At 60.5% G+C, this 24,709-nt stretch carries 22 protein-coding genes; 13 read left to right on the top strand and 9 right to left on the bottom strand.

The features are described from left to right. Positions 1-296: 296 nt before the first annotated feature. Both BLU15_RS21060 and BLU15_RS21055 read right to left on the bottom strand, forming a co-directional pair. Positions 297-641: a hypothetical protein gene (locus tag BLU15_RS21060; protein ID WP_143034239.1), complete on the bottom strand. Its 345-nt coding sequence runs from the start codon at positions 639-641 to the stop codon at positions 297-299. 606 nt (positions 642-1,247) lie between these two features. Then, positions 1,248-1,499 carry a hypothetical protein gene (locus BLU15_RS21055; RefSeq protein ID WP_090297857.1) on the bottom strand — a complete coding sequence of 84 codons (252 nt, stop codon included), beginning with the start codon at positions 1,497-1,499 and terminating at the stop codon, positions 1,248-1,250. Positions 1,500-2,730: 1,231 nt separating this feature from the next. Between BLU15_RS21055 and BLU15_RS21050 the strand changes: the two genes are divergently transcribed. The 10 genes from BLU15_RS21050 to BLU15_RS21000 all read left to right on the top strand — a co-directional run bounded on the left by BLU15_RS21050 (position 2,731) and on the right by BLU15_RS21000 (position 14,280). Then, positions 2,731-2,985 (top strand): type II toxin-antitoxin system VapB family antitoxin, encoded by a 255-nt coding sequence (locus BLU15_RS21050; protein WP_034798574.1) that lies wholly within the window; start codon positions 2,731-2,733, stop codon positions 2,983-2,985. Beyond that, positions 2,985-3,371: a type II toxin-antitoxin system VapC family toxin gene (locus BLU15_RS21045; RefSeq protein WP_090297766.1), complete on the top strand. Its 387-nt coding sequence runs from the start codon at positions 2,985-2,987 to the stop codon at positions 3,369-3,371. Before BLU15_RS21050 ends, BLU15_RS21045 begins: the two co-directional genes overlap by 1 nt. Before the next feature lie 1,104 nt (positions 3,372-4,475). Further along, positions 4,476-5,258, top strand: coding sequence for a GntR family transcriptional regulator (locus BLU15_RS21035; protein WP_060529962.1), 783 nt, complete (start codon positions 4,476-4,478; stop codon positions 5,256-5,258). A gap of 28 nt (positions 5,259-5,286) precedes the next feature. Beyond that, entirely contained in the window at positions 5,287-6,402 is a 1,116-nt protein-coding gene (locus BLU15_RS21030; protein ID WP_090297763.1) for an ABC transporter ATP-binding protein, read from the top strand. Between the two features lie 7 nt (positions 6,403-6,409). Next, positions 6,410-7,339, top strand: a complete 930-nt coding sequence (locus BLU15_RS21025; protein WP_244496934.1) for an ABC transporter permease — start codon at positions 6,410-6,412, stop codon at positions 7,337-7,339. 5 nt (positions 7,340-7,344) lie between these two features. Beyond that, entirely contained in the window at positions 7,345-8,226 is an 882-nt protein-coding gene (locus tag BLU15_RS21020; protein WP_060520845.1) for a carbohydrate ABC transporter permease, read from the top strand. Between the two features lie 39 nt (positions 8,227-8,265). Continuing rightward, a complete protein-coding gene (locus tag BLU15_RS21015) occupies positions 8,266-9,834 on the top strand; it encodes an extracellular solute-binding protein (protein WP_090297760.1) in 1,569 nt (522 codons plus the stop codon). 64 nt (positions 9,835-9,898) lie between these two features. Then, positions 9,899-12,223 (top strand): DUF4962 domain-containing protein, encoded by a 2,325-nt coding sequence (locus tag BLU15_RS21010; protein WP_090297854.1) that lies wholly within the window; start codon positions 9,899-9,901, stop codon positions 12,221-12,223. 16 nt (positions 12,224-12,239) lie between these two features. After that, a complete protein-coding gene (locus BLU15_RS21005; protein ID WP_090297758.1) occupies positions 12,240-12,989 on the top strand; it encodes an SDR family NAD(P)-dependent oxidoreductase in 750 nt (249 codons plus the stop codon). Between the two features lie 7 nt (positions 12,990-12,996). Then, on the top strand, positions 12,997-14,280 hold the full coding sequence (locus BLU15_RS21000; RefSeq protein ID WP_090297851.1) for an SGNH/GDSL hydrolase family protein: 1,284 nt from the start codon (positions 12,997-12,999) through the stop codon (positions 14,278-14,280). A 94-nt stretch (positions 14,281-14,374) separates the two neighbouring features. On the opposite strand, the gene BLU15_RS20995 is transcribed toward BLU15_RS21000, so the two are convergent. The 7 genes from BLU15_RS20995 to BLU15_RS20965 all read right to left on the bottom strand — a co-directional run bounded on the left by BLU15_RS20995 (position 14,375) and on the right by BLU15_RS20965 (position 22,017). Next, positions 14,375-15,565 carry an MFS transporter gene (locus BLU15_RS20995; protein WP_090297756.1) on the bottom strand — a complete coding sequence of 397 codons (1,191 nt, stop codon included), beginning with the start codon at positions 15,563-15,565 and terminating at the stop codon, positions 14,375-14,377. A gap of 175 nt (positions 15,566-15,740) precedes the next feature. Continuing rightward, the gene (locus BLU15_RS20990) at positions 15,741-16,172 is read right to left on the bottom strand and encodes a DoxX family protein (protein WP_244546790.1); all 432 of its coding nucleotides are present in this window, start codon (positions 16,170-16,172) and stop codon (positions 15,741-15,743) included. After that, a complete protein-coding gene (locus BLU15_RS20985) occupies positions 16,159-17,160 on the bottom strand; it encodes an alpha/beta fold hydrolase (protein WP_090297750.1) in 1,002 nt (333 codons plus the stop codon). Before BLU15_RS20985 ends, BLU15_RS20990 begins: the two co-directional genes overlap by 14 nt. Positions 17,161-17,320: 160 nt before the next feature. After that, positions 17,321-18,292, bottom strand: a complete 972-nt coding sequence (locus tag BLU15_RS20980) for an ABC transporter permease (protein ID WP_090297747.1) — start codon at positions 18,290-18,292, stop codon at positions 17,321-17,323. Between the two features lie 11 nt (positions 18,293-18,303). After that, on the bottom strand, positions 18,304-19,284 hold the full coding sequence (locus BLU15_RS20975; RefSeq protein WP_090297744.1) for an ABC transporter permease: 981 nt from the start codon (positions 19,282-19,284) through the stop codon (positions 18,304-18,306). Beyond that, on the bottom strand, positions 19,281-20,822 hold the full coding sequence (locus BLU15_RS20970) for a sugar ABC transporter ATP-binding protein (RefSeq protein ID WP_090297741.1): 1,542 nt from the start codon (positions 20,820-20,822) through the stop codon (positions 19,281-19,283). Before BLU15_RS20970 ends, BLU15_RS20975 begins: the two co-directional genes overlap by 4 nt. 70 nt (positions 20,823-20,892) lie before the next feature. Next, entirely contained in the window at positions 20,893-22,017 is a 1,125-nt protein-coding gene (locus BLU15_RS20965; protein WP_034798635.1) for a sugar ABC transporter substrate-binding protein, read from the bottom strand. Positions 22,018-22,367: 350 nt separating this feature from the next. Here BLU15_RS20965 and BLU15_RS20960 point away from each other — a divergent pair, with 350 nt between their 5' ends. The 3 genes from BLU15_RS20960 to BLU15_RS20950 are packed head-to-tail and all read left to right on the top strand — an operon-like array spanning position 22,368 to position 24,571. Then, positions 22,368-23,279, top strand: a complete 912-nt coding sequence (locus BLU15_RS20960) for an SMP-30/gluconolactonase/LRE family protein (protein WP_060644216.1) — start codon at positions 22,368-22,370, stop codon at positions 23,277-23,279. Between the two features lie 15 nt (positions 23,280-23,294). Then, the gene (locus BLU15_RS20955; RefSeq protein WP_034798561.1) at positions 23,295-23,519 is read left to right on the top strand and encodes a tautomerase family protein; all 225 of its coding nucleotides are present in this window, start codon (positions 23,295-23,297) and stop codon (positions 23,517-23,519) included. Continuing rightward, entirely contained in the window at positions 23,516-24,571 is a 1,056-nt protein-coding gene (locus BLU15_RS20950; protein WP_234824553.1) for an HTH-type transcriptional regulator GntR, read from the top strand. The genes BLU15_RS20955 and BLU15_RS20950 overlap by 4 nt, the downstream gene beginning before the upstream one ends. Positions 24,572-24,709 lie beyond the last annotated feature (138 nt).

Here is a 24,709-nt window from a genome sequence, read left to right as displayed (position 1 = left end):
TAAGGAATCTCGACGTTTCTGACTTCGTGAGACGGTACGCGTGTGCGCTGGTGGCGATAGAAGCTACTCTATTTCCGGAGGAACTGAGGCGGCTCGCAACAGATATGCAATGAGAGCAAGGACAGCTAGCCGATCGGGCGGCCGGCAGCCATGCCGGCCGCTCGCTTACAGCTTGGAGCGGAACGTATGAAAGCCGTGGCGGAAGGCTTCTCGCGTCGATCTTGCAGGCTTCATAGCATGCGTTGTTGGCAAGGATTTACTTGGCCAGTTGCCCTCAGCTTAAGGCAGTGGGCTAGTCACTGGCAGTCGTCAGCACTGCGTTGCGCGACCATTTCTCCTTTGCGGAGCCTCAAACAATCGATGGTAACGTCCGCGTTGAGAATGCGGATCCGATATGGATCGGACGCAATGCTGACTGTCGTCCCGCCGCTCGGCCGCTTGCATAGCTGCGCCGAACCTGTCCAGCCGCATTTCATCTCTTCGGCGCTCTCGAAGATATTGTAGCCATTTGCTCGAAGCGCACGCTGCACGTTTTCCCGCACGTTCAGCGTAACGGAGTTCTCATTGCCGTTGGGCGGCCCATTGTTTTCGTTTGAAGACGACTTCGCTTCTGCCCCTCTGCGGCGCTCCTCGTTGAGCATGGCTATCTCGGCCTTTGCTCGTTTTGCCGCCGCTTCTGCTGCGATTGCCCGTCGTTCCGCCAGGTCCGCCCGTTCGGATTCGCTTTCGGCACGGGCGCTGTGCGCTCGCCGCAGCTTCAAGCTCGCTGGCGCGACTTGCCTCCGCGCCATTGAAGATGGCTTCAGTCGCCTCCGCGTGCACCAAGCACTCCTCTACAAGCGCCGCGACCCGCGACCGAGCCTCCATTGGGTTGTCTGAGATCTGCAGCGAACTCCTGCTTCGCAACCTGGGCGCTATCGGCATGTGCGTTGGGACCAACTCGGCCGCGCATGAACTCGAGCGCGCGCCTCACAACTGAGCATCGTTACACCCTTCGACATAGCCCCCGTAGTCACTGCCTGCTTCCAATCGGGAAGCGCAAGATCGAAGCCTGGCGACCAGTTCCGCTTCTGAGGTGGAGGCCACGACGATTGGTGGAGCGAGTGCGGTCGCCAGGCGCATAGCGAGAGCGCGAGTGGACATGCACGTAGATTTCAAGTCGCTCACTTTCGATCTTCGCAGTTGCCTTGCCGGGCTTCGCGCCCGTTCGCGCCACGACGGCGGGAAGCGGTCCCCCGCTTCTTCGGTTACGTCTCATCCTTTTTTTTGGTGAGCATCGTTAGCACTTCCGCCTGCAAATCCAGGCAGATTTGATGATACTCATGTATCAAATCCTCACGCCTCGACATCTCTCGCTCGAGATTGTCGAGTGTCGTCGACGCCAAGGCGTAGGCCTCGAAAAGTTCACGGCTGTAATCATCCATAGCACTCCGCAATTGCTCGCGATGATGTGGCAACACTATAGCCAGCCGAGCCCGCCCCAGTTCCAACAAGCTCATGCGCCCTCCAATGGCCACGCGGCCCCACGCAGGATTACTCATTGCATTGCTAACGACGGAAGTCCTCGCCCCGCATGAGGCAGATGGCGCCAAACACACCGCCTCGAACCCGAAATCTTCTGCGACGTCGGCAAACATCATTGCTTGTCACGAGAAAAGGGGAAGTACGTAACAGTTAAATCTGGACTCGGGCGCTACTGCTTCCGTTGTGTGCGAGATCTTTCCTGACCTCAGAGGTATAAGGCCGACGGTGCTAAGCCGAGCCCCCTTTTTTAACAGCAATCTTCGAAACACGACATCGCATTGCTTGCATGGTTGGGCAAACGACCCCGCTCAACGGTTCGTACTCCACTTATATCGGCCAACGCGCCGTCGGCGGTAATAACGTCACCTTCATTCTGACGCCCCTCGACCTAAGCTCGTCATCAAGGCCGGCCTGATAATGAACCTGATGTCGATGAGATGAGGTTGGCGAAGATCCGAATAACCGCTTACTTGGCGCGACTTCCCTTTAGCTGGGTGATTGGGGACATCCAGTTTCCACTCGAGACGATCGGCGGCTGCCCAAGCGACATGGTGGCAGGCCGACCGCGATTCCCTGGCCTCGATGAGTAGCGACGGCGCACGACCACATAATCCTCGGAAGCCGAACCAGTGAATTCGCCGTTTCCGTTTTCATTGATGGCGCTTACATTCTCGCAGTTCCCGGATGTCAGAGCCCGCGTTTCGAGATCGCGATGGGACGCGTTGTTTCACAGGGTCGGCCACAAGTACCGCCCCCCAAATCTGCCCCGGCGTGGGTTTTGCTTTAACGCTTCAAACCGAAGATTGTCTTATCGCCGTTGGGTTTAAACGATAAACGCCGTACGATATTCTGCTAACGATTTCAGTGAGCCACTTTTTGCCAGGCCATTGCAAGATCGAACATCAACGGGCAGCTACAGCAGTTCGCGACCACCGGTAGTCGACGGGTGTTCGTGCAAAAACCCGGGCGTGCCGGCGCCGCACAAACCACAGCGTCGGCCGCCGCTTGCACTACATCGCTGTCGAGAGGTTCAGGTATCGATAGTGATGGATTTGATGGCGCAAATCGCTAAATCTTGTATCCAGAGCCACCTGGAGGACCGTCGGGAAAGAACATTTTCGCTTAAGCCCAACCCCTCGCATTGCCCGTGCAGAGCGACTGTGCTATAGGTAGAATATAGACATTTAGGAACCTTGGTCGACAAAAATGGCGCTGAGCATCAAAGACCACGACACCGAACAGCTGGCCCGCACTCTTGCCGAACGGACCGGCGAAAGCATCACACTGGCAACCAAGCGCGCGCTCGAAGAGCGCCTGCGACGGCTTGGCTCTGACTTGCGCAAAGCCGCTCTGCTCGAGGACCTCGAAGCGATCCAGCGACGCTGGAACGCTCGGCCCGTTCTCGACAGCCGCACAGCCGACGAAATTCTCGGCTACGACGAGAACGGACTGCCATCCTGATGGTCATCGATACATCCGTCCTCGCTGCCATCGCCTTCAATGAGCCGGAAGCGGCGGCTTTCCGCGAGCGCATCGCAGACGATCCCGTCAGGCTCATCTCCGCCGCGACCGTCCTGGAGGCTGCCATGGTGATCGAAACTCGACTTGGGGAAGCCGCAGGCGCCGATCTCGACCTCTGGCTCTACAAGGCAGAAGTCGAGATCGTCCCAGTTACAGCCGAACATGCGGATCGCGCGCGGCGCGCCTGGCGGCGCTATGGCAAGGGCCGTCATCCGGCCAGCCTCAATTACGGCGACTGCTTTTCCTATGCTCTTGCGGCGCTTTCGGGAGAACCGCTCCTCTACAAGGGCAACGATTTTTCGCAAACCGACATCGAGGCGGCGTGAGGACGAAGTCATGGCGGCTTGAAGCAGCCGAGCAAAAGCGCCCGCAGACGTACCTGTAGCTCGATGGTTAGAGCCCGCTCAATGGGTCGCAGGTTAGAGTCCTGCCGGGCTCACCATGCCCTTAGGATCGAAGTCCGCCGTCCATACTTTTTTGGGTCTCGCCCGATTGATCTCTCTTGGGCGTCAATCCGAAGCTGCAGTGTAGCCGCTTTCGGCCGAAAGTAGCCATCGCCGCGCTATTGGCCGCTGATTTCAACCAGTCTCGGGTGCTGATAAATAGTAGGACGGCCAGCGTGATCTCGCGGCAGCAACGTGACGTCAATCGGTCGCCCGACCCCGTTCCAAAAATAACGGCGATCGCGTCCCCGAGGACTTTTGACAGGCCGGGGACATTTAGTCCACCCAGACTCTGCCCGACTAGCACGACTCTTTTGTTCGCCGGGTTTTGAGCTGGGGACCTTGTCGCCAAACCACTTCAGGATGGCGTGCACTGCGACTGACGCGCTGAGGCGCCAGTCGTAGAGGAATTGCAGGACCGAACTTAAATATGGGATGGCCTATCCAACGGTCGGAGCCCCACCGCGATGAATGATCGAGTCCGTCGGCCTGATTGCACTGAAACCGCCTGATCCGTTGCCGCTGGTCATCAGGTCGAGCGGCCATCGAAATCAGTAAGCCGGTTCGGCAATGCCGGGTCCAGACAAGTTGGGGACATTTGAACGTCCGCTATTCGCGGAGTATTCGAGCGACGCTGCGAACGGACGCGTGGCAGGTGTTCACTTCCAACGCTTATGACGCTCAGACAAATATAGGTACATTCTAATTTAAAGTGCGACATGCCAATGATTTCAATGGTTTCCCCTTGGATATTTTGGCATGTCTCGACGCTATTCACAGCTGAATCTGGCCGATCGACGCCGCCTCTTCCACTTTGTCGAACGAAAAGGACAGCCATAGTCAGGCCTTCGGAGGCGCCTTCATTGACCGCAATATAGTTCCAGTGCCTGCAAGTTTAACGCGCTCGACTGTCAACGTGGATTTCACCTTGACAACCGCGCCATGAGACATCACTCTCGCAACTAAGATATCAGTTTGCGGAATGATATGTCTCAAATTGTCGAAATTCCTGCCTTACCCCTTGAAGAATTGCTTCGCTCCTTTCCGAAGGAGGGACCGGGCAACACCACGGCCAAGGTCTATCGGCTGCTTCGACAATTGATCGTCGAAGTCAGGCTTCTGCCCGGACGGGCGTTGCCGGAAAAGGAAGTGGCCGCGATCCTCAACGTCTCCAAGACCCCGGTTCGCGAGGCGATTATCCGGCTATCCGAGGAGGGCCTGGTCAAGGTCGTGCCACAGGGCGGCACCTTTGTCGCGACGATCGAGGTGCAGCGCTACATCGAGGCCTGCTTCATTCGTTTTCGCCTCGAGTCGGGCGCAGCGGCAGAGGCCGCCAAGCGGCATACGCTGGAAGATCTTGGCCGATTGGAGCTCTCTCTCAACCAGCAGATCGAGGCTGTCGCAAACGAGGACTACACGCGTTTCTTCGAGCTGGACGAGGACTTTCACCGGGTGATCTTTTCGACGGCGCGGCTGAGCGGCGTCTGGGCCTTTGTCAATCAGGCCAAAGGCGAGATTGACCGGATGCGCCATCTGAAGATGGTGTTCGGCGTGCGCAGGACCGGCGAGGTCATCCACGAACACCGCGACATCATCGATGCGATAAGGGCCGCATCTCCGGATGAAGCGGTGGCCGCTATGACCCGGCATCTTGGCTCTCTCGAAGCCAAGATCACAGAGCTTTCACGCGATCCGAAACTGTGGAGCTACATCGAATCGATCAATGCAACCACAACAGAAAAACGGAAACCACGGCGCAGCCTGACCTGAGGTAGGCGCCGTCGGGAGGAAAACTGAAATGTCTGCAGTGGAATTGAACGACGTAGTGAAACGCTACGGCGCACTCGAAGTCGTGCACTCTGTAAACCTGAATGTCGAACGCGGGGAGTTCGTCGTTCTCGTCGGGCCGTCGGGATGCGGCAAGTCAACGACCTTGCGGATGGTGGCGGGCCTGGAGGAGATTTCCGGCGGAACGGTCTCGATCGGCGGGCGGCTCGTCAATCGGGTCGCGCCAAAGGACCGCGACGTAGCGATGGTGTTCCAGAACTACGCGCTTTATCCCCACCTCAATGTCGCTGAAAACATCGCCTTCGGCCTGCGCGTAAGGCGTGAAAAGAAGGACGCAATCGAAGCGGCCGTCAAGGAAGCGGCGGCTATCCTCGACCTCACGCCCTACCTTGCACGCAAGCCCGCGGACCTGTCGGGTGGCCAGCGGCAGCGCGTTGCCATGGGGCGGGCGATCGTCCGCAAGCCGCAAGTCTTCCTGTTCGACGAACCTTTGTCGAACCTCGATGCCAAGCTTCGCACCCAGATGCGCGCGGAGATCAAGCGGCTTCACAAACGCATGGGCGTCACCAGCATCTACGTCACCCACGACCAGATCGAGGCGATGACGCTGGCAGACCGCATCGTCGTCATGAACGGCGGCCGCGTCGAACAGGTCGGCACACCGATGGAGCTTTTCCTCAAGCCGGCCAATGCCTTCGTTGCAAGCTTTCTCGGTTCACCACCCATGAACCTCCTGCGCGCAACAGTCGTTTCCGTGGACGGTGAACTGCAGGCGCGCATAGACGCTGCCGACGCGGAAGCCGCCCTCCTCAGATTACCGATGGCAATGGTTACATCCCTGCGCGCCGATCAACGTATCCTCGCCGGCCTCCGGCCCGAGCACGTCGCGGTCGGCAAGCAAGCGAGCGGGGACGTCCAGGAAATCGCCGCGACAGTCGACCTCGTGGAGCCGCTTGGGTCCGAGGCTCTTGTGCACACCAGGATTTCCGGCCAGCCGATCGTCGCCAAGATCGAAACGCCCGCCGATGTCGAGGCACTCTCGCAGATCGGCAAGCTGCAGATACCGGTGAGCCGTCTCCATGTCTTCGACGCCGAGAGCGGCAAAGCCGTCAACGGTCATGCGTGAGGCGAGGATGACATCGATGATCGCCGGATATTTCAAGCGCCTTGGCGAGGACCTCCGGAAAGACTGGCAGCTTTACCTGCTTATCCTTCCGATGCTCCTTTGGTTTATGCTCTTCCTCTACAAGCCCATGGAAGGACTGCAGATTGCGTTCAAGGATTTCAGCCCGTTCCGCGGTATCGCCGGAAGTCCCTGGGTGGGTCTTGAGAACTTTCGCACCCTTCTTGGCGACCAGATCTTCATCCGCGCATTCGTCAATACGATCACCATCAGTGGCCTCGGGCTGATTTTCGCCTTCCCCGTACCGATCGTGCTCGCCATCATGTTCAACGAGCTTCAGAGCGAGTTGGGCCGCAGGTTTTCCCAGACCATCGTCTATCTGCCCCACTTCATCTCGGTGGTGATCGTCGCGGGCATTGTGATCAACCTGCTGTCTCCCACGACAGGCGTGGTCAACCTCATCCTGTCGAGCCTCGGCCTTGACCGGGTCTACTTCCTCACCCAGCCGGAATGGTTCCGTACCGTTTTCATCGGATCGAACATCTGGAAGGAAGCAGGCTTCGAATCGATCGTCTATCTCGCGGCGATCGCCGGCATCAGCCCGACGCTCTATGAATCGGCCCGGGTCGATGGCGCATCGCGCTGGCAGATGATGTGGCGCATCACGCTTCCGTGCATCCTTCCGACGATCATCATCATGCTGATCATCCGCATCGGCAACCTCGTCGAGGTCGGGTTCGAATACATCATCCTGCTCTACCAGCCGGCAACCTACCGCACCGCCGACGTCGTCTCGACCTACGTCTACCGGACGGGTCTGCAGGGTACGCAGTACGACCTTGCCACCGCCGCCGGCCTCTTCAATGCGGTCATCGCCTTCGCTCTCGTCTTCGCAGCCAACCGGATCAGCCGGAAGGTTTCGACAACCTCGCTCTGGTGATCGTCATGGCTAGCTTCAATCTCTATTCTCGCGGCGACCGGATCTTCGGATATGCGAACGCGACCCTGATCGGGCTCTTCGTCCTTTCCACGCTCTACCCGTTCATCTACATCCTGTCGGTATCGATCTCGTCGGGTGCCGCAGTCACCTCGGGTCAGGTCGTGCTGTTGCCGAAGGACCTGACACTTGCGGCCTACGAATTCGTTCTTTCGGATCGGCTCTTCTGGATCGCCTACGGCAATACCTTCATCTACACCTTCGGCGGCACGGCGGTCAGCCTCGCGATCATGATCCCCGGCGCCTATGCGCTTTCGCGTGCCCGCCTAAGGGGGCGCAAGATCCTCAACATGATGGTCGCGTTCACCCTGTGGTTCAACGCCGGCATGATCCCATTCTTCCTCAACATGCGGGATCTCGGGCTGCTCGACTCGCGGTTGGGCATCATCATCGGTTTCGCCTGCAACGCCTTCAACGTCATCTTGCTGCGCAACTTCTTCGAGGCCGTGCCGAAATCCTTCGAGGAGGCCGCCAAGATGGATGGCGCCAGCGAGTTCCAGCTGCTTTGGAAGGTTTTCATCCCCTTGTCCAAACCGGCGATCATCACGGTCGCGCTGTTCTGCATCGTTTCCAGGTGGAACAGCTACTTCTGGGCCATGGTGCTGTTGCGCGGCGAGGAGAAGATCCCGCTTCAGCTCTACCTCAAGCGGATCATCGTCGATCTTACCGCCAACGACGAGTTCGCAAGCAGCCTTTTGACGTCTCGTTATTCGTTCGAGACCGTCACCGCGGCGATCATGATCGCTTCGATCATTCCAGTGCTGCTCATTTATCCAAGCATCCAGAAATACTTCAACAAGGGCATCACCCTTGGCGGCGTGAAGGAATAACGGCCGTCTCAGTCAGTTCTGTTTAAGGAGGAGAATGGAATGAGATATATTCGAGACACGTTGGCGCTGCTTGCCACCTGTGCGTTGCTGCAATCGGGTCCTGTCTATGCGCAAGACGCTTCGACGAAGATTACGGACGACCCGCTCGAGCTGACGATCCATTTCCATTTCCGTGACAAATACGTCTATACGGAAGACTGGCCCGTCGAGAGGAAGGCGGCCGAATGGACCGGGATCCACGTGAAGAATGTCGCCTCGCTTGCGACCAGCAGCAGCCGGGATGCGTTCAACTTGCTGATGGCCTCGGGCAACCTGCCGGACATCGTTGGCGGCGACGTCACCGGCGGGCTGAAGGACGACTTCATTCGCTATGGCATGGAGGGCGCCTTCATGCCCCTGGATGACCTGATCGAGGAGAACGCCCCCAACCTCAAGAAGTTCTTTGACGAGCATCCGATCGTGCGCCAGGCCATCAGCGCACCTGACGGTCACATCTACTTCATCCCCTATGTGCCCGAGGGCGAGTTCTCGCGTGCCTGGTTCATCCGCCGGGACTGGCTCGACAAACTGGGCCTGAAGGTTCCGGAAAACGTCGACGAACTCTATGCCGTTCTCAAGGCTTTCCGCGAGAAAGACCCGAACGGCAACGGCAAGAAGGATGAAGTTCCCTACTTCGCACGCGAGCCGATCGAAGCAGTCCGACTGATCAACATGTGGGATGCCCGCGTGTCCGGCTCGGAACGCTACGGCGACTTCATGATCGAAGACGGCAAGGTCGTGCATCCCTGGACAACACCGAACTATAGGACCGGCATTTCCAAAGTTGCGCAGTGGTTCAAGGAGGGCTTGATCGATACGGAGGTGTTCACGCGTGGAGCTCGGGTGCGTGAGTACATGCTCGGCAACAATATTGGGGGCATGACGCACGACTGGTTCGCAAGCACGTCCAACTACACCGACGCTCTGAAGGACAGCGTTCCAGGCATCGACTTCGCGCCGATGCTGCCGCCGAAGACCGTGTCCGGGAGGCGCTTCGAGGACAGCCGGCGTGCGACCGTTCAGCCGGCAGGCTGGACGATCTCCTATTCGAACCAGCACCCGGTCGAGACGATCAAGTACTTCGACTTCTGGTTCTCCGAAAAGGGCCGGATCCTGTCGAACTGGGGCATCGAGGGCGAGACCTATGACATGGTCGACGGCAAGCCCGTCTACAAGCAGACCGTCCTTCACAACCCCAAGCCGGTGAACGCCCAGATGTGGGAAATCGGCGCCGGCGTGCCGCGTGGCTATTGGGCCGCCTATGCCTCCGAGGAGCAATGGACCAACAAGATGGCTCTCGACGGGATCGCCATGTACGAGAAGGAACCAGGGCTTCTGCAGCCTGAGTTTACCGGCGTCTCGATGAACAGCGACGAGCGCGCCGTTTACGACAAGTACTGGCCGAGCCTTCTCACCTACATGATGGAAATGCAGCAGACCTGGGTCCTCGGAGCCCAGGATGTCGATGCCTCCTGGGACGGCTACCTCGCCCGCCTCGACCAACTCGGCTACGCCAAGGTCTCCGAGGTGATGCAGGCGGCCTATGACCGCCAATACGGAAAGAACTGACCCGATTATCGGGCGCGACCGGCTCGCGCTCGCCTCTATCACGTATTCAAAGGACGTCATTTCGATGCCCAAAACCGCTGAAGCACCCCGCCTGCAATATCTCGATGAGCCAAAACCGGGGACCCTGACGATCGGCTATCAGCCGGCCGGCGAAAGCTCTGTCGAAAATCCGCCCCGTTTCAGCTGGCTGCCGGCCCTGAACGACGATGCGCGCTATGTGGTGCGGATCTCGAGCGATGCGGGCTTTGCGCCCGAGCGGACGCTGGTCTTCGACAACATCGCCTGGAACTTCTTCACCCCGGATACAGTGCTCGAACCCGGTTCCTACTGCTGGTCATTTGCCCTTTGGAACGACGCCGAAAAGCGCGCGGCCTCCGATTGGAGCAGCGTGCGTGAATTTACGCTCAAGCCGGGCCTTCCCGAGACGGCCTTGCCGCGCGCGGCAAAGCGGCGCGACATCATGGATCTTCGCCATCCCCGCCTGTGGCTCAATCCGGATGGCATCACCAACTTCCGCAGCCGGTTGCAGGAGGATCCTGATTGCTGCGGCTGGAAGACCTTCTACGTGAACTCGGTGGAGCCGTGGCTCTCGCGGAGCCTGATCGCCGAACCGCAACGTTACCCGGATAATGTGCGCACCGCCAAGCTCTGGCGGCAGATGTACATCGACTGCCAGGAGGCGATCTACGCCATCCGGCACCTGGCGATTGCAGGTGTCATCCTGGATGACGCAGACATGATTGCGCGGGCCAAGGACTGGCTGCTGTCGGTCGCGGCCTGGGATCCGCAGGGAGCAACGGCCCGCTCCTACAATGACGAGGCGGCATTCCGCGTAGTGACCGCGCTCGCCTGGGGCTACGATTGGCTATACGACCATCTCGATGACGGTGAGCGAGATCGCGTGCGTCGTGTGCTCCTTGCGCGGACACGCGAAGTCGCAGACCACGTGATCTGGCGTGCGCGCATCCATGTTTTCCCCTATGACAGTCACGCGGTGCGCTCGCTTTCGGCGGCCCTCACAGCGGCATGTATCGCGCTGGCCGGTGAGGAAAAGGAAGCCGAGGGCTGGCTGGACTATACGGTCGAATTTCTTTTCACCCTCTATTCGCCATGGGGCGACAGCGACGGCGGGTGGGCGGAGGGTCCACACTACTGGATGACCGGCATCGCCTATCTGACGGAAGCCGCCAATCTCATCCGAAACTTCCTCAAGGTCGATCTCTATCGGCGGCCGTTCTTCCAGAAAACAGGTGATTTTCCGCTCTACACGAAGGCGCCGGGTACGAGGCGGGCCTGCTTCGGAGACGACTCCACCCTCGGCGATCCGCCTGGTCTCAAGGTTGGCTACAATGTCCGCCAGTTTGCCGGCGTCACCGGCAACGCCCATTACCAGTGGTATTTCGAGCGGCTGAAGGCGGATGCCGCCGGTACCGCCATGGAATTCTATAACTACGGCTGGTGGGACCTCAATTTCGACGAGCTTGTCTATCGGCACGATTACCCGCAAGTCGAGGCAAAGGCACCTGCCGACCTGCCGCCGGTCAAGTGGTTCAGGGACATCGGCTGGGTTGCGATCCAGAAACACATGGACGATCCCGATCGCCACATCCAGTTCCTGTTCAAGAGCAGCCCCTTTGGTTCCTTGAGCCACAGTCACGGCGACCAGAACGCATTCCTGCTCTATGCCTTCGGCGAGGATCTGGCGATCCAGAGCGGTTACTATGTCGCCTTCAACTCGACCATGCATCGCAGCTGGCGCCGGCAGACCATATCCAAGAACGCCGTCCTCATAGGCGACAGCGGGCAATACGCCGAAGGCGACAAGGCGATCAGCAAGAAGGCGGGAGGTCGGATCACGGCGGTGCGCGAGGAGCCGACGCATGTCTTCATCAGCGGCGATGCCACGGCGGCCTATCGGGCGAACAATCCGCTGGTCCTCAGGGTCGAGCGAGACATCCATTTCGCCAGCAGCGACTTTCTCGTCATCGTCGATCGCGTCGAATGCGTCGAACCACAGCCCCTCAAATGGCTATTTCACTCCTCCCATCAAATGGACGTGGGCAGCAACAGTTTTCGTCTGACCGGCGAACGGGCGGGGCTCTACGGGCAGTTCGTGTTTTCAACCGCAGGGCCGCCGCAGATACGCATGATCGAAGGTTTCGAAGGCGTCGATCCAACCGAAATCGAGGGCCTGGCCACCCAATATCACGTCGAGGCAACGCTTCCAGCGTCCACCAAGCAGACCCTGGTGACGCTTCTCGTTCCCTATGCCCTTAGCGAACCCCGGCGGGTCTTTCACTTCGTCGATGACCAGGGCTTCAGCGCCGACCTCTATTTCACCGATGTCGACGACAACCAGTTGCGCATCATCATCCCCAAGAACTTCTGATCGGAAAGGAAATGTCATGAACGGACTGAAGAACAAGGTCATTTTAGTAACTGGCGGCGGCCGCGACATCGGCAAGGCCTGCGCCGAGAGGCTTGCCAGCGACGGCGCAAATGTCGCAATCACCTACCTTGGCTCGGCGCCTGGCGCCGAGGAGTGCGTGAGGGCGATAACGGCTTCCGGTGGCAAGGCGATCGCCATCAAGGCGGACATGACCGTGGCCGCCGATGCACAAGCAGCTGTCGACGGGGCAGTTGCCGCGTTTGGTCGGCTCGATGGGCTGGTGCATGTCGCCGGCGGACTTTTGGCGCGCAAGACCTTGCAGGACATGGACGAGGCGTTCTTCCGGCAGGTGATCGACGTCAATCTCACTTCACTCTTCAATGCATCCAAGGCGGCCGTTCCGGCGATGGCCGACGGTGGCGCGATCGTCACCTTTGCCTCACAGGCCGGCCGCGATGGCGGCGGCCCTGGTGCGTTGGCCTATGCCACCTCGAAGGGGGCGGTCATGACCTTCACGCGTGGTCTTGCAAAAGAACTCGGACCAAGGATCCGCGTCAATTCGGTTTGCCCGGGCATGATCTCTACGACCTTCCACGACACGTTCACCAAGCCGGAAGTGCGCGAGCGTGTCGCTGCCGCAACCCCGGTCAGGCGCGAGGGCCGATCGGACGAGGTCGCCAATCTGGTCGCCTTCCTTGTCTCCGATGAGGCGTCGTTCATCACCGGCGCCTGCTACGATGTAAACGGCGGCACGCTGTTTTCCTGATATGGTCATGACAGTGCGATTTCCGATCCATGGCAAGCGCGTCGCCCTCATCGGCACGTCGCTTGTCCAGCAGAACCACCACGCAGGCGACAGGCACATCCACTCCTGCGCCCGCGGGTGGGCGACATGGGCGGAGGTTCTCTCCGCCGGCCAGCTCGACATTACGGTGTTTCACGATCCGCGCGTATTTCCCGGCTGGGAGCCAAGCGGCAGGATCGGCGTCACCCGTGGCTTCGGCGGACTGAACGCCGGCGTTTCGGGCCAGAAGGCCCGGGACATCGCACAGCGTCTCGAGGAGGTCTTGAAGCTCGATTTTGACCTGATCGTCGTCGATGCCGGCACGAACGACATGATGGTTGAGACAAAGGAAGTCATCCAGTCTATCCGCGAAGCGGTCGTTGATCGACTGATAGCGGCTGGAAAGACGGTGATCCTGCTGCCGATCCTGGCGCGTGGCACGCAGAAATGGGTCGCCGGCGGATCGGAACGGGCAAAAGCACACTGGATCAACCAGAAGAGCCTCGCCTTTGCAGCCATGAGACCGCACTGCCACGTCTTCGACTGGAATTCCGTCTGGGTGGACCCTTATTCTGCCGATGGGGCGCCACACGATGGTTTCTCCGACGACGGCACGCACTTTTCGGTTCCGGGCGGTTACGCGGTCGGCAAGGCGTTGGCAGCCTATCTTAGTGGCTTCCTCGCTCCACCCGCTCCTCGAATATGGGCGCAGGACGACCGTTTCGATGCAGTCAACAACCCGATCGGCAACATCCTGCCAAATCCTCTTCTTGCCGGGAACGGACCGTTGGCCGAGGGATTGGCCGTTTCTCACGGTCGAACGACTGCAAGCCGGATCATCTGCCAGCCCGACCGCATGGCGAACTGGCAGGAGGTCGGTGTGGCGATCGAAGGGTGCCGCGTGGATCTCCTGCCGGACGCTTTCGTTAGTCCGCTGCCGGCGGGCACCTGGGTGCAGGCAAGCGTCCAGGTGGAAGTGCCCGCGCACGGTGACTGGCGGGACATTTCGCTGATCCTGGAAGATGGTGCGGCGGAGGGCCTGGTGTCGCAGGCGCTCGCTCCGTTCGATCTCGGCGATGGAAACCTCGCACCCTTTCCGTGGGAGGCGTGGTCGGGCGTGTTGAGGACACCTCCGATCAAATTGAAGACGCCGATGCAAGATCTCCGGCTTGGGCTCAACCTGCAGGTTGGTCCGTCAAGACAACCATCAAGCATGCAGTTTTCAAGCCCCGAGTTGCGTCAGGTCATGCCTCCACAGAGCCAGCTGTTTTGACGTGAATGGCCATGGCTCGTCTCAACACGCGCTGAACGCGGCCCACAGAGGACCAAATCCTTAGGCGATACTCCAAAATCCCATGAGTTCCGATTTATGCGGCAGGACTTTTGGCTTGGCCTGGAATGCATTCTCGTGGTCTTTCTGCTAACCTCGACGACCAGAACGCGCAGAAACTCGCGACCACGGCAAGCGCCGCAATGATCGCGCCAACCCACGGCAGGGCGTGGACTGAAAGGTTTGCAAGCGCGATCCCCCCAACTGCCGTCCCGAGCCCTACACCGATGTGCATTGTCGACAGGTTCAGGCTTATGCCGGTATCGGCCGTCTCCGGCCCGGCTGAGATCAAGAAGCTCTGTACCACCGGCGAGATCATCCAGCTGATGCAGGCCCAGATCATCAGCACGCTGAACATCACCCATGAGCTGCCCTCGACCAACGGTATCGTGACAAGGGCGAGCAGGTAGACCGTCGGCGTGAGCAAAAGGACGTTGCGCGGCGAAAACCGGTCGGCAAGCCAACCACCGAGATAGCCACCGCTCACGCCGGCAATACCAAGGACCGCAAAGGCTATCGCGATGTTTTCCGCGGCAACGCCGGCAATCTCAACGAGGTAGGGGCCAAGAAAGGCGAACAGCACGAAGTGCCCGCCAATCATCAGAATGGAGACAAACTGGCCCGCAACGAGAGGCGGCTTTCGCAGGTGGTCCAGATACCTTGGAAGGGCGGCTTTACGGCGAGCGGAGACCGGAACATGCCGCCAGCTTGCCAACCACACCAAGCCGGCCAGCAGGGACAGTGCGATGAAGACGCCCCGCCAGCCGATAAGTCCGCAGATGAAAATTCCCGCGGGAACGCCGAGAACCAGCGAGCCACTGATCCCCATGAAAATGATGCCGATGGCTCGACCTTTCATGTCTTTCGCGACCAGCTCGGTCGCCAACATCGTTGCCAGAAGGCAGACGGTCGCGCTCGCCATGGCCATGCCGATGCGGGCGACGACAAGCGTTGCGAAATTGGAGCTCGCTGCCGCACAGAGATTGCTAACGACGAACAGGCCCAGGGCACAAAGAAGAAGGCGCCTGCGCTCGATCTTCATCGTAAGGACGAGCGCCAAGGGCGCCGTCAAGGCAAACACGATCGAAAAAACGGCCGTCAACTGCCCGGCAAGCGCGATCGAAACGCCAAGCTCGCCGGCGACATCGGAGACGATGCCGACTATGATGTTTTCAGCGGTTCCTGTGGCAAATGTCGCAAATGCGAGCAAGACAACGATAGGGTTCATGCGCACGTTCTCCCTGCATGATGACCCATGCGGGCACGAACCAGCGATCGCCCCGACATGGAATGGACATGTCGGGTTTCGAGGCAGAGCTTCGGTTATCCCTATGGCAGCTTGACTAGCACGTCGGCGCCCGAGCCCGAAGCCCCTCTCGGCCACCTATGCGAGCACTGCGCCGTCAGCCACCCGCTTGCCGTCGCGGCCGATTGCACCGCAGAGGCCAGGTCACGACACCTCCTGCAAAGACAGCGAGCCAGACGACGACCGGTTGCAGCGGCAGCCTGACGGCGTGATACAGCCACTGCCAAGGAGCGACTTCCGGCGCACTCAGGCTGTCCAGTGCATGCTTGATATTGGCCGGAAAGACGAGCACCGCATAAAGGGCGAGCGCAATGCCGGCATATTTGCGAAGAGCCGGGATCAGCAGACCGATCGCTCCTGCGATCTCGCAAAGTCCTGTCAGCAAGATCACCTCTGGCGCGTCAGGCACCCACGAAGGGGTGATGGCGACAAAGGGCGCTGGAAAGGCCACGTGCAGAACGCCCGCCGTTCCATAGAGCGCGACCATGCCGGCCCTGCACCTCAACCGCCAGAGATCAACGCTCGCCATCTGCCGCGATCCGCTCTTCGATCGTCCTTGCTACGGCGCTCAGATCGACTTTCCGGCCACTGATCTTTTCGATCGCCGCGACGGCCAGATCGCTTGCGACATAGTCCGACTTGTGCCCGAGATTGTGCACGACCATAAGCCTCGCGCCGCGGATATCCCGGGCCAGGTGCCGTGCATGCACATTGGGTGAGACAATCCTGTCGACGTCACCGGTGATGATGACCGTCGGCGCCTTGATCTTGCGGTATTTCCGACTTGCCGTCCGGGTCCAGTCGTTGAGTGCCGCCACTTCCTGGGCATTGTGCCGGAAGGCTGCGGGCCTGAGGGCCTGCAGGGTCCGGGCTCCACGCAGATAGTTTTTCGGCATTTTGTTCGGCGCAAATGTCGCGCGGGTCGCGCTGCCGATCGCAAGAAGGCCGATTGGCGGGGCGATCAGAGTGCTGAAGAGCGCACCCGACACAGGAACGGCTGCTGCGTCATAATACCAGGCGACGCCGCCGTTCCAGGGGTAGACGGCTGGCGACAGGAAGACGAGACCGACAACCCTTTCGGGATGACGCACGGCAAGGGCCGCTGCGATCGCGCCGCCAAAGGAGTGGCTGACAATGATCGCCTTCGGGATCCCGCGCCTTGCCATAAGACTTGCGATGGCGTCCGCCTGTCCGTCAGGCAGTATGTTTTCAGGTCCGCCGACATCCGAGCCGCCATGTCCCGGCCGATCGACGAACAAAAGCGTCGCTCTTCCTTCGAGCTTCCCGCGAAAGGCATACATCGGGTCGTAAAGACTGGCGCTGGCACCGTGGATGAAAACGATCGGCGGCAGGCTCGTCTGCTTGCCGGGTTTAAGAAGTACGCTGTTCAGACTGAAGCCGCCGACATCGATGCGAACCGGGCGCGCCTCGTCCGCGATCGCCCTGAGCGGCTCGAAAATGGTCCCGATCAAAATCAGCAGGCTTAGGACTACCTGAAATCTTGCGCGCGCTTTCATGTTGCTCCTGAAGAATAGCGACCTCCATGAATATACGTGCGAGAAGCGCAATCGGTTTTGGACTCTAGTCCGGTGTCGTTCGCGACAGCGTCGAACACTGTTCTCGGCGATGCGGAGCGTCAAGGTGCGATGCCGAGTGACATGTCGCGAGCCCGCATTCCTACCGGCTCGCCGGCGCGCGACCATAGAGCAGAAGCATCAGGATAATCACCACACCGTAGATGATCTGGCGCCCGGCTTCAGGCATCTGCGTAACAGAAAGGATCGATTGCAGGAGCGTGATCAGAATGACGCCCGCCACCGTGCCGAGATAGGATCCCTTCCCGCCGAGGATTGACGTTCCTCCAAGGACGACCGCCGCTATGGCCGGAAGAAGATAGGCGTCACCCATGGATTGCGCTGCCTTCGAGGCATAGCCCGCGAGCAGCACCCCGCCAAGCGCCGAAAGCCCGCCCGAGGCGGCAAAGGCAATCATGACGATGCGGCGGGTGTTGATGCCAGAGAGATAGGCCGCGCGCTCGCGATTGCCGATGCCGTAGACCGCGCGCCCGAAGCCCGTCCGACGCAGAAGAAAGACCATCGCCGCGCCGATCAGCGCCCAGATGAAAACCACGTTCGGAATACCGGGAACCAGAGCGCCGGTGGCGAGATAGCGCATGGCTGTAGTGGCGGAATCCTGTGGCGAGAACCCGCCCGTATAGACCACCATCACCCCTTGGGCGACGGCATTGGTCGCCAGCGTCACGATCATCGAGGGGATGCGCAGATAGGCAACCCCGACGCCGTTGATGAGCCCGATGCCGATGCCGCACAGGACGCCGAAGGGAATGGCAAGCGCTGTCCCGACCGGACCGTAGGCCGCGGCCGCACAGGCCATCATCGCGCCCGTGGCAACGGTCCACGGCACCGAAAGATCGATCTGGCCGAGCAGGATGACGAGCATCATGCCGGTGGCGATGATGCCGAGGAAGGACGCCACCTTCAATTGCTGCAGCAGATACTCCGGCGACAGGAAGCTGCGCGAATAGAGGCTGCCGAGCACAAGCAGCAGCAGGATGCAGCCGAACGCAGTGACCACCGCCGGGTCGAGATTGCGTATGAAGGTCGATTTGCGTCCGGTTGCGCCAGTCATTGCAGTCTCGCTCACAGGAACCACTCCAATCTATTGCGCACCCTGAAGAGCGCAAGGGCCCCGAGACTGATGGCCGCCATCAGGATCAGTCCCTGGAACAGCGGTTGCCAGAGTGGATCGAGATCGAAAACGAACAACAGGTCGCCGATCGTGCGGAATGCCAGCGCACCGAAGACCGCGCCGATGGCGCTGCCCTTGCCGCCGAACAGCGAAACGCCTCCCAGCACCACGGCTGCGATCGAAAACAGCGTGTAGGCGTTGCCGCTGGCGAGTGCTGCGTCGCCGGTATAGGTAAAAAAGGTGAGAAACAGCCCCCCGAGTGCGGCGACCAGGCCCGCAAGCGTGTAGGCGAGCAACTTGCCGCGGCGGATCGGCATGCCGGACATGTAGGCGGCCGTCTCGGAGGAGCCCACGGCATAGGCTGCACGCCCATAGACCGACCGGCTGAAGGGCACCCATATCACGACGACAACCGCTGCAAGCGCGACGAGGCTCGCTGGCACAACTGCGAAAATCCGGCCGGTCAGGGCATCCGCGAGCCCCTCGTTGACGGATCCGCCGGGAAAAGGCCGCAGCAACAGGGCAAAGCCGAAATAGACCGCCCCAGTTGCGATCGTCGCCACGATCGGCTGCAGCCGCCCATAGATGACAATGGCGCCATTGATCGCGCCGCAGGAGGCCCCAACACTCAGGACGACGAAGACGCCGAAGGCCGTCTCAAGCGGCGAGCCAACGACCAGCCACGAGGCCAGGCAGTTGGTGAGAAGGAAGATCATGCCGACCGAGAGATCGATGCCGGCGGTGATCACCACCATGGTTTGAGCCATCGCGACAAAGGCAAGCAGCACGCCCTTGTTGGCGGCCGTCTGGATAACGTTGGCGGTGAAGCCGGCCGGATGGTTCGCTGTGTAGATGATGAACATCACCACGAAGATCGCAACCGCCGCCAGCGTGCCCCGGTGTTCCGTCAGTCGATACCGCCAGTCGTTCATTGGATGGGCTCCCGGTGGCTTGGGTCTGCGGACGGAATGTTGAGTGCGCTCGCAATCAGCGCGCGCTCCGTTATCTCAGGGCCCGCCAACTCCCGTTTTACCGCCCCGTCATAGAGCACGAGGACCCGGTCGCAGCAGCCGATGAGTTCGGCATAGTCGGTCGAATAAAAGAGGATAGCCGCCCCTTCGTCCGCCAGACGCCGCAAGAGCTGGTAGATCTCCTGTTTGGTGCCGACGTCAATGCCGCGCGTGGGGTCGTTGAGAAGGACGATGCGCGGCTGCCGCATCAGCCACTTCGCAATGACGACCTTTTGCTGGTTGCCGCCCGAAAGCGCCCCGACCGGCGCGTCAATGTTCCCCGCCTTGATGGACAGCAACGTCATCATCCGGTCGATAGCGCTCTCTTCTTTGGGGCGATCGATGATCCCGCCACGCGTCAGCCGGTCGAGAGAGGCGAGCGAGAGATTGTCACGCACCGTCATCGGCAGCATCAGCCCCTCGGTCTTGCGGTCCTCGGGAATGAGCGCCATGCCGATGCCGTGCCGGCGCGCCTGCGCAGGGCTGCCGATGCTGATCGCTCTGCCGTCGACGAGAACCGTGCCGCGCAGCCCGCGCAAGACCCCGAACAGCGCCAGGAGGAGGTCGCGCTGTCCCTGCCCGTCCAGCCCGCCGAGACCGACGATTTCGCCTGCACGCAATGAAAACGAGATGTCGTGAAGGCGGTTCGCCCAGGACAGATTTCGCGTCTCAAGGACGGGTGCCGCTGGTGCAAGCGGGCCCGGCTTGGGTGGATAGACGCTATGATATTCACGACCGATCATCATCTCGATGACCTCGCTGTCGCTCCTTGTTCCTGCCGCGTAGCTTGCAACCTTGCTGCCGTTTCGAAACACGGTGCAATCGTCTGCCAGTTCCGCAATCTCGTTCATCCGGTGCGAGATGTAGACAAGCGCCAGCCCCTCAGAGCGCAGCCGCTTCAACACGGCAAAGACCTTGGAAACATCGGCCGCCGTCAGTGCCGACGTTGCCTCGTCGAGAATGAGGATGCGTGGCTTGCGCGCGAGCGCCTTGGCGATCTCGACGATCTGCTGGCGCGACAGCGGCAGGTCCTTGACCAGCGCCAGAGGGTGGATGTCTGTAGCACCGGCACGCGCCAGCGCCTCTTCTGCCAGACGCCGCTGGGCCTTGCGGTCGATCATGCCGAACCGGGTCGGCGGATTGAAAATGACGATGTTGTCGGCGACGCTGAGTTCCGGGATCAGCGACAGCTCCTGGAAGACGCAGGCGATGCCGGCGGCGTTGGCGGCGGCCGGTGACGCAAACGTCACGGGCTGTCCATCGAGCGTCATCTGCCCCTCGTCGGCGGCCACAACGCCCGCCATGATCTTGATGAGCGTCGACTTTCCGGCACCGTTCTCGCCAAGAACGGCGTGAATGGCGCCGGTCCTGACGGACAGTTCGGCATTTTCAAGCGCCCGCACCCCGCCGTAGCGTTTCGATATGCCTTCCATGCGAAAGAGCGGTGCGCCGCTTTCCATTGCGCTCTCCGGAAACCGTTGTTGACGACAGGGCACTGCACAGCTGTGCGGTGCCCTGATCCTGATCGAACTACTGGTTATCCTTGCTCTGCTTCATGATCTCCTGGGCGGAGAAATTGATCCCGCAGGTGGGGAACGAATTGCCGACGAAGAAATTGTCGGACTCCGCCTGGAAATAATCCTGGCCTTCCTTGAAGTTCGGATCTTCGACGATGGCCAAGGGCAATTTGACCGACTGCGGCACCACCTGACCCTCGAGCGCGGCAATCGCCGTCTTGATGGCGACGGCCACTTGCGCGGGTCCGGTTCCAGCCGACGAGCATTTCAGGCCGTCGGCGGCATGTGCCGCACAGAACTTGCGAAATCCGTTTTCGGTTTCGCCGCCGAAAGGCACGAAGGGGTGCTTTGCGTCGATCATCGCCTGAACGATGCCGGTGTCGCCGCCCTGCCCGGTAATGCCGTCGAAGGGGCCGCTGGTTGCGATTGCGTCCGCAGTCACCTTCTGGGCGACGCCGTCGTCCCATTTGCCCATGACCTCGACGACCTCGAACTTCTTGCCCGACGCCTGGAGCTTCTCATGGATGCCGTCGTGCCTGTCGGTATCGACAGACGTGCCGGCGACACCGCGCACCTCAAGCACCTTGCCGCCATCAGGCAGATGTTTGACGAGCCAGTCGCCCCACAATTGCCCGAGCCCCTTCTGGTCGACGTTGACGTTGATGGCGTCCTCGGTGTCGAGGATGTTGTCGAAGGCGACCAGCACCACGCCAGCTTCCTTCGCCCGCTTGATGACCGGCGCAAACGCCGTCGGATTCTGGGCATTGACGACGATCGCGTCATAGCCGGAGTCGATGAAGTTGTTGATCGCCGAGATCTGGGCCGGCACATCCTCGCCCGTCGAAACGACCTTGAACTCCTTCAGTTTGGCTGCGACGTCGGGTTGAGCGGCATAGGCCTTGGCGGTCTGCACCATCTGGATACGCCAGGTGTTGGCGATGTAGCCGTTGGCAAGTGCTATGCGATACGGGCCGTCCTTTTTCGGGAACTTGAAGAATTTCGTATCCGCCGACCACGGCGCGAAACATTCCGGCTCGGCTGCAGGCCCTGAAACGATTTCCGGATCTGCATAGGCAGCAGATCCCAGCATGAAAAAGGCAGTGGCGGCAACGATGCCGCCAGCGAGTGACTTGACCATCGACATTCCCTCCCATTGGCGCGCCACTTGTTTGTTCTCCAGCCCGGGGATGAAACTCACCCTCGAGCGGCACGAACTCCTGCGGCACCGGCACGCTGGATGCCTGCTTTCACCATTGACGAGGCGCTCTGGTCTCCTCCCGAAAACACCGCTGTCTCTTAATTAGGTAGCGCTACCACATGCGATTGTAAAGTAACATTTGCGGATTACGGAGGACCGAATATCACCGGTTTAAGATCGAAATCAGCGTGATTTCGACGTCTCGGAAGGAAGCCTATTTCCTTCCGCAATGATAGCGCTATCATATCGCGACGCTCAAGAATACGTTCTTTGCCGCATGAGGGAGCCCTATGGCCGAGGATTTCGAGATCGTAGACCCGCGCTTTGCCCGGCTGGTCAACCACAGCGCCCGCGTGGAGCAGCTTTATACGGGGTGTCGCTGGGCCGAGGGGCCGGCCTATTTCGCCGCCGGGCGCTATCTCGTCTGGTCGGACATCCCCAACGACCGGATGCTGCGCTATGACGAGACCGATGGGCATGTGAGCGTCTTCCGGCAGCCGTCGAACTTTTCAAACGGCAACACCACCGACCGGCAGGGCCGCCTGGTGACCTGCGAGCACGGCGGCCGCCGCGTGACCCGCACGAACCATGACGGCAGCATCACAACCATCGCCGATCGCTGGAACGGCAAGCGGCTCAACTCACCGAACGATGTCGTCGTGCGCTCCGACGGGTCGATCTGGTTTACCGATCCTGCCTACGGCATCGAGAGCGATTACGAAGGCCACAAGGCCGAAAGCGAAATCGGCGCCTGCCATGTCTATCGCGTCGACCCGGCGACGGGCGCGGTCACTGCCGTCATTAAAGACATGGTGCGGCCGAACGGCCTTGCCTTCTCCCTTGACGAAAGACGGCTCTACGTCGTCGACACCGGACGGACGCACGGCCCTGATCTTCCAGCGCATATGCGTGTATTCGATGTTGATGAAACTGGTACCGCGTCGGGTAGCGAGGTCTTTGCCGATTGCACCGCCGGGCTGTTTGACGGCTTCCGTCTGGATGACGAAGGCCGGATCTGGACAAGTGCCCGCGACGGCATCCACTGCTATCACCCGGACGGCACCCTGCTCGGCAAGGTCAGAGTGCCTGAAAACACCGCCAACTGCGTGTTCGGCGGGCCCAAGCGAAACATCCTCTACATCTGCGCAACCAGTTCGCTTTATGCCGTTCGGCTGATGGTCAACGGCGCACGTCTCTACTGAGGCAGGAGGTCAATCATGCCGTTCGTGCGGATCACCATCGTACGAGAGGTCCTCGGCGACGATCCTTCGGTCAAGAAAGCTGCGATCGCAAGCAAGGTCGTAACGGCGATTGCCGAAGCGACCGGGCTTGCCGAGCGTGAAATTTCCGTCGTCTTCGATGAGGTCGACGCAAGGAACTGGTATGTCGGCAACACCGATGTGGAGACCTTGCGCGCGCGCAACCGGCAGGGATCGACGTGACGGACGACATCGTCTCCAGAGACCAGGGCCGCAAGGCAAGCCGGCGCGGCAGTGGCAGGCCGACGATCGCCGACGTCGCCAAACTGGCCGGCGTCGCGGCGATCACCGTCTCGCGCGCGCTGCGCGACCCATCGCTCGTTTCGGCCGAACTGCGCGCCGAGATCGATACGGCGGTGATCCAGCTTGGCTATGCGCCCGATCCCAATGCTCGCGCGCTCGCGTCCGCGCGAGCCGATGTGATCGGCGTTCTCGTGCCGTCGCTGACGAACATCGTCTTCGCCGACACCCTTCGAGGCATCTATGACGGGCTCGGCGACGGCCCGCTGCAGATCCAGATGGGCAACACCCACTACTCTCCACGGGAAGAGGAACGGCTGATCCGGATGTTTTTGGGCCAGCGGCCATCGGCGTTGATCGTGTCCGGTATCGACCAGACCGAAACGACCCGCAAACTGCTCGAGAGCGCGGATTGCCCCATCGTGCAGATCATGGAATATGGCGAGGATCCGGTCGATATGCTGGTCGGCTTCTCCCACTTCGATGGCGGCAAGGTGGCCACCAATCATCTGATCGAGGCGGGATATCGCCGCATCGGCTTCATCGGCGCCCGAATGGATCCACGCTCGCAGCGCCGCCTCGCCGGCTACCGCTCGGCGCTCGAGGCCGCACAGTCCTTTGATCCCAAGCTGGTGACAACCACGTTGACGCCGTCTCGCGTCTCGCTCGGCGGGCAGCTCCTGGCCGACGCATTGGCAAAGGTCGCCGATCTCGACGCCGTCTTCTGCAACAATGATGACTTGGCCATGGGCGTGCTGTTTGAATGCCAAAGGGCAGGCATCGCCGTGCCGCACCGCATGGCAATTTGCGGCTTCAACGACCTCGACATGATGCACGTCGCCTATCCGTCGCTCACCAGCATCCGCACGCCGCGCTATGAAATCGGCCGACAGGCTGTACAGATGGTGCTTGATCGACTGGCTGGCCTGCCAATCGCATCGCCAATCGTTGACCTGGGCTTCGAGCTCAAGATACGTGAAAGTACGATGCAATGACAACGCACCGCGCTGGAACCGAGCGGATCGGAACATCCGGAAACTTGCCGCAGACACCTCATCGCCTCGTCAATACCTCTGCTTCGAAGGCTGAGGCCTTGGTGGTATCGTCGGGCGGCTAGCTACCGCCCACTGAAG

The organism is Ensifer sp. YR511 (assembly GCF_900103045.1).
Taxonomy (GTDB): domain Bacteria; phylum Pseudomonadota; class Alphaproteobacteria; order Rhizobiales; family Rhizobiaceae; genus Ensifer; species Ensifer adhaerens.
This window is presented reverse-complemented; position numbering and strand designations above follow the sequence as displayed.

Coding starts and splice junctions, on each gene's coding strand:
- BLU15_RS21060 (WP_143034239.1), bottom strand. CDS start 641: ATGCTCAACGAGGAGCGCCGCAGAGGGGCAGAAGCGAAGTCGTCTTCA.
- BLU15_RS21055 (WP_090297857.1), bottom strand. CDS start 1,499: ATGAGCTTGTTGGAACTGGGGCGGGCTCGGCTGGCTATAGTGTTGCCA.
- BLU15_RS21050 (WP_034798574.1), top strand. CDS start 2,731: ATGGCGCTGAGCATCAAAGACCACGACACCGAACAGCTGGCCCGCACT.
- BLU15_RS21045 (WP_090297766.1), top strand. CDS start 2,985: ATGGTCATCGATACATCCGTCCTCGCTGCCATCGCCTTCAATGAGCCG.
- BLU15_RS21035 (WP_060529962.1), top strand. CDS start 4,476: ATGTCTCAAATTGTCGAAATTCCTGCCTTACCCCTTGAAGAATTGCTT.
- BLU15_RS21030 (WP_090297763.1), top strand. CDS start 5,287: ATGTCTGCAGTGGAATTGAACGACGTAGTGAAACGCTACGGCGCACTC.
- BLU15_RS21025 (WP_244496934.1), top strand. CDS start 6,410: ATGACATCGATGATCGCCGGATATTTCAAGCGCCTTGGCGAGGACCTC.
- BLU15_RS21020 (WP_060520845.1), top strand. CDS start 7,345: ATGGCTAGCTTCAATCTCTATTCTCGCGGCGACCGGATCTTCGGATAT.
- BLU15_RS21015 (WP_090297760.1), top strand. CDS start 8,266: ATGAGATATATTCGAGACACGTTGGCGCTGCTTGCCACCTGTGCGTTG.
- BLU15_RS21010 (WP_090297854.1), top strand. CDS start 9,899: ATGCCCAAAACCGCTGAAGCACCCCGCCTGCAATATCTCGATGAGCCA.
- BLU15_RS21005 (WP_090297758.1), top strand. CDS start 12,240: ATGAACGGACTGAAGAACAAGGTCATTTTAGTAACTGGCGGCGGCCGC.
- BLU15_RS21000 (WP_090297851.1), top strand. CDS start 12,997: ATGACAGTGCGATTTCCGATCCATGGCAAGCGCGTCGCCCTCATCGGC.
- BLU15_RS20995 (WP_090297756.1), bottom strand. CDS start 15,565: ATGAACCCTATCGTTGTCTTGCTCGCATTTGCGACATTTGCCACAGGA.
- BLU15_RS20990 (WP_244546790.1), bottom strand. CDS start 16,172: ATGGCGAGCGTTGATCTCTGGCGGTTGAGGTGCAGGGCCGGCATGGTC.
- BLU15_RS20985 (WP_090297750.1), bottom strand. CDS start 17,160: ATGAAAGCGCGCGCAAGATTTCAGGTAGTCCTAAGCCTGCTGATTTTG.
- BLU15_RS20980 (WP_090297747.1), bottom strand. CDS start 18,292: ATGACTGGCGCAACCGGACGCAAATCGACCTTCATACGCAATCTCGAC.
- BLU15_RS20975 (WP_090297744.1), bottom strand. CDS start 19,284: ATGAACGACTGGCGGTATCGACTGACGGAACACCGGGGCACGCTGGCG.
- BLU15_RS20970 (WP_090297741.1), bottom strand. CDS start 20,822: ATGGAAAGCGGCGCACCGCTCTTTCGCATGGAAGGCATATCGAAACGC.
- BLU15_RS20965 (WP_034798635.1), bottom strand. CDS start 22,017: ATGGTCAAGTCACTCGCTGGCGGCATCGTTGCCGCCACTGCCTTTTTC.
- BLU15_RS20960 (WP_060644216.1), top strand. CDS start 22,368: ATGGCCGAGGATTTCGAGATCGTAGACCCGCGCTTTGCCCGGCTGGTC.
- BLU15_RS20955 (WP_034798561.1), top strand. CDS start 23,295: ATGCCGTTCGTGCGGATCACCATCGTACGAGAGGTCCTCGGCGACGAT.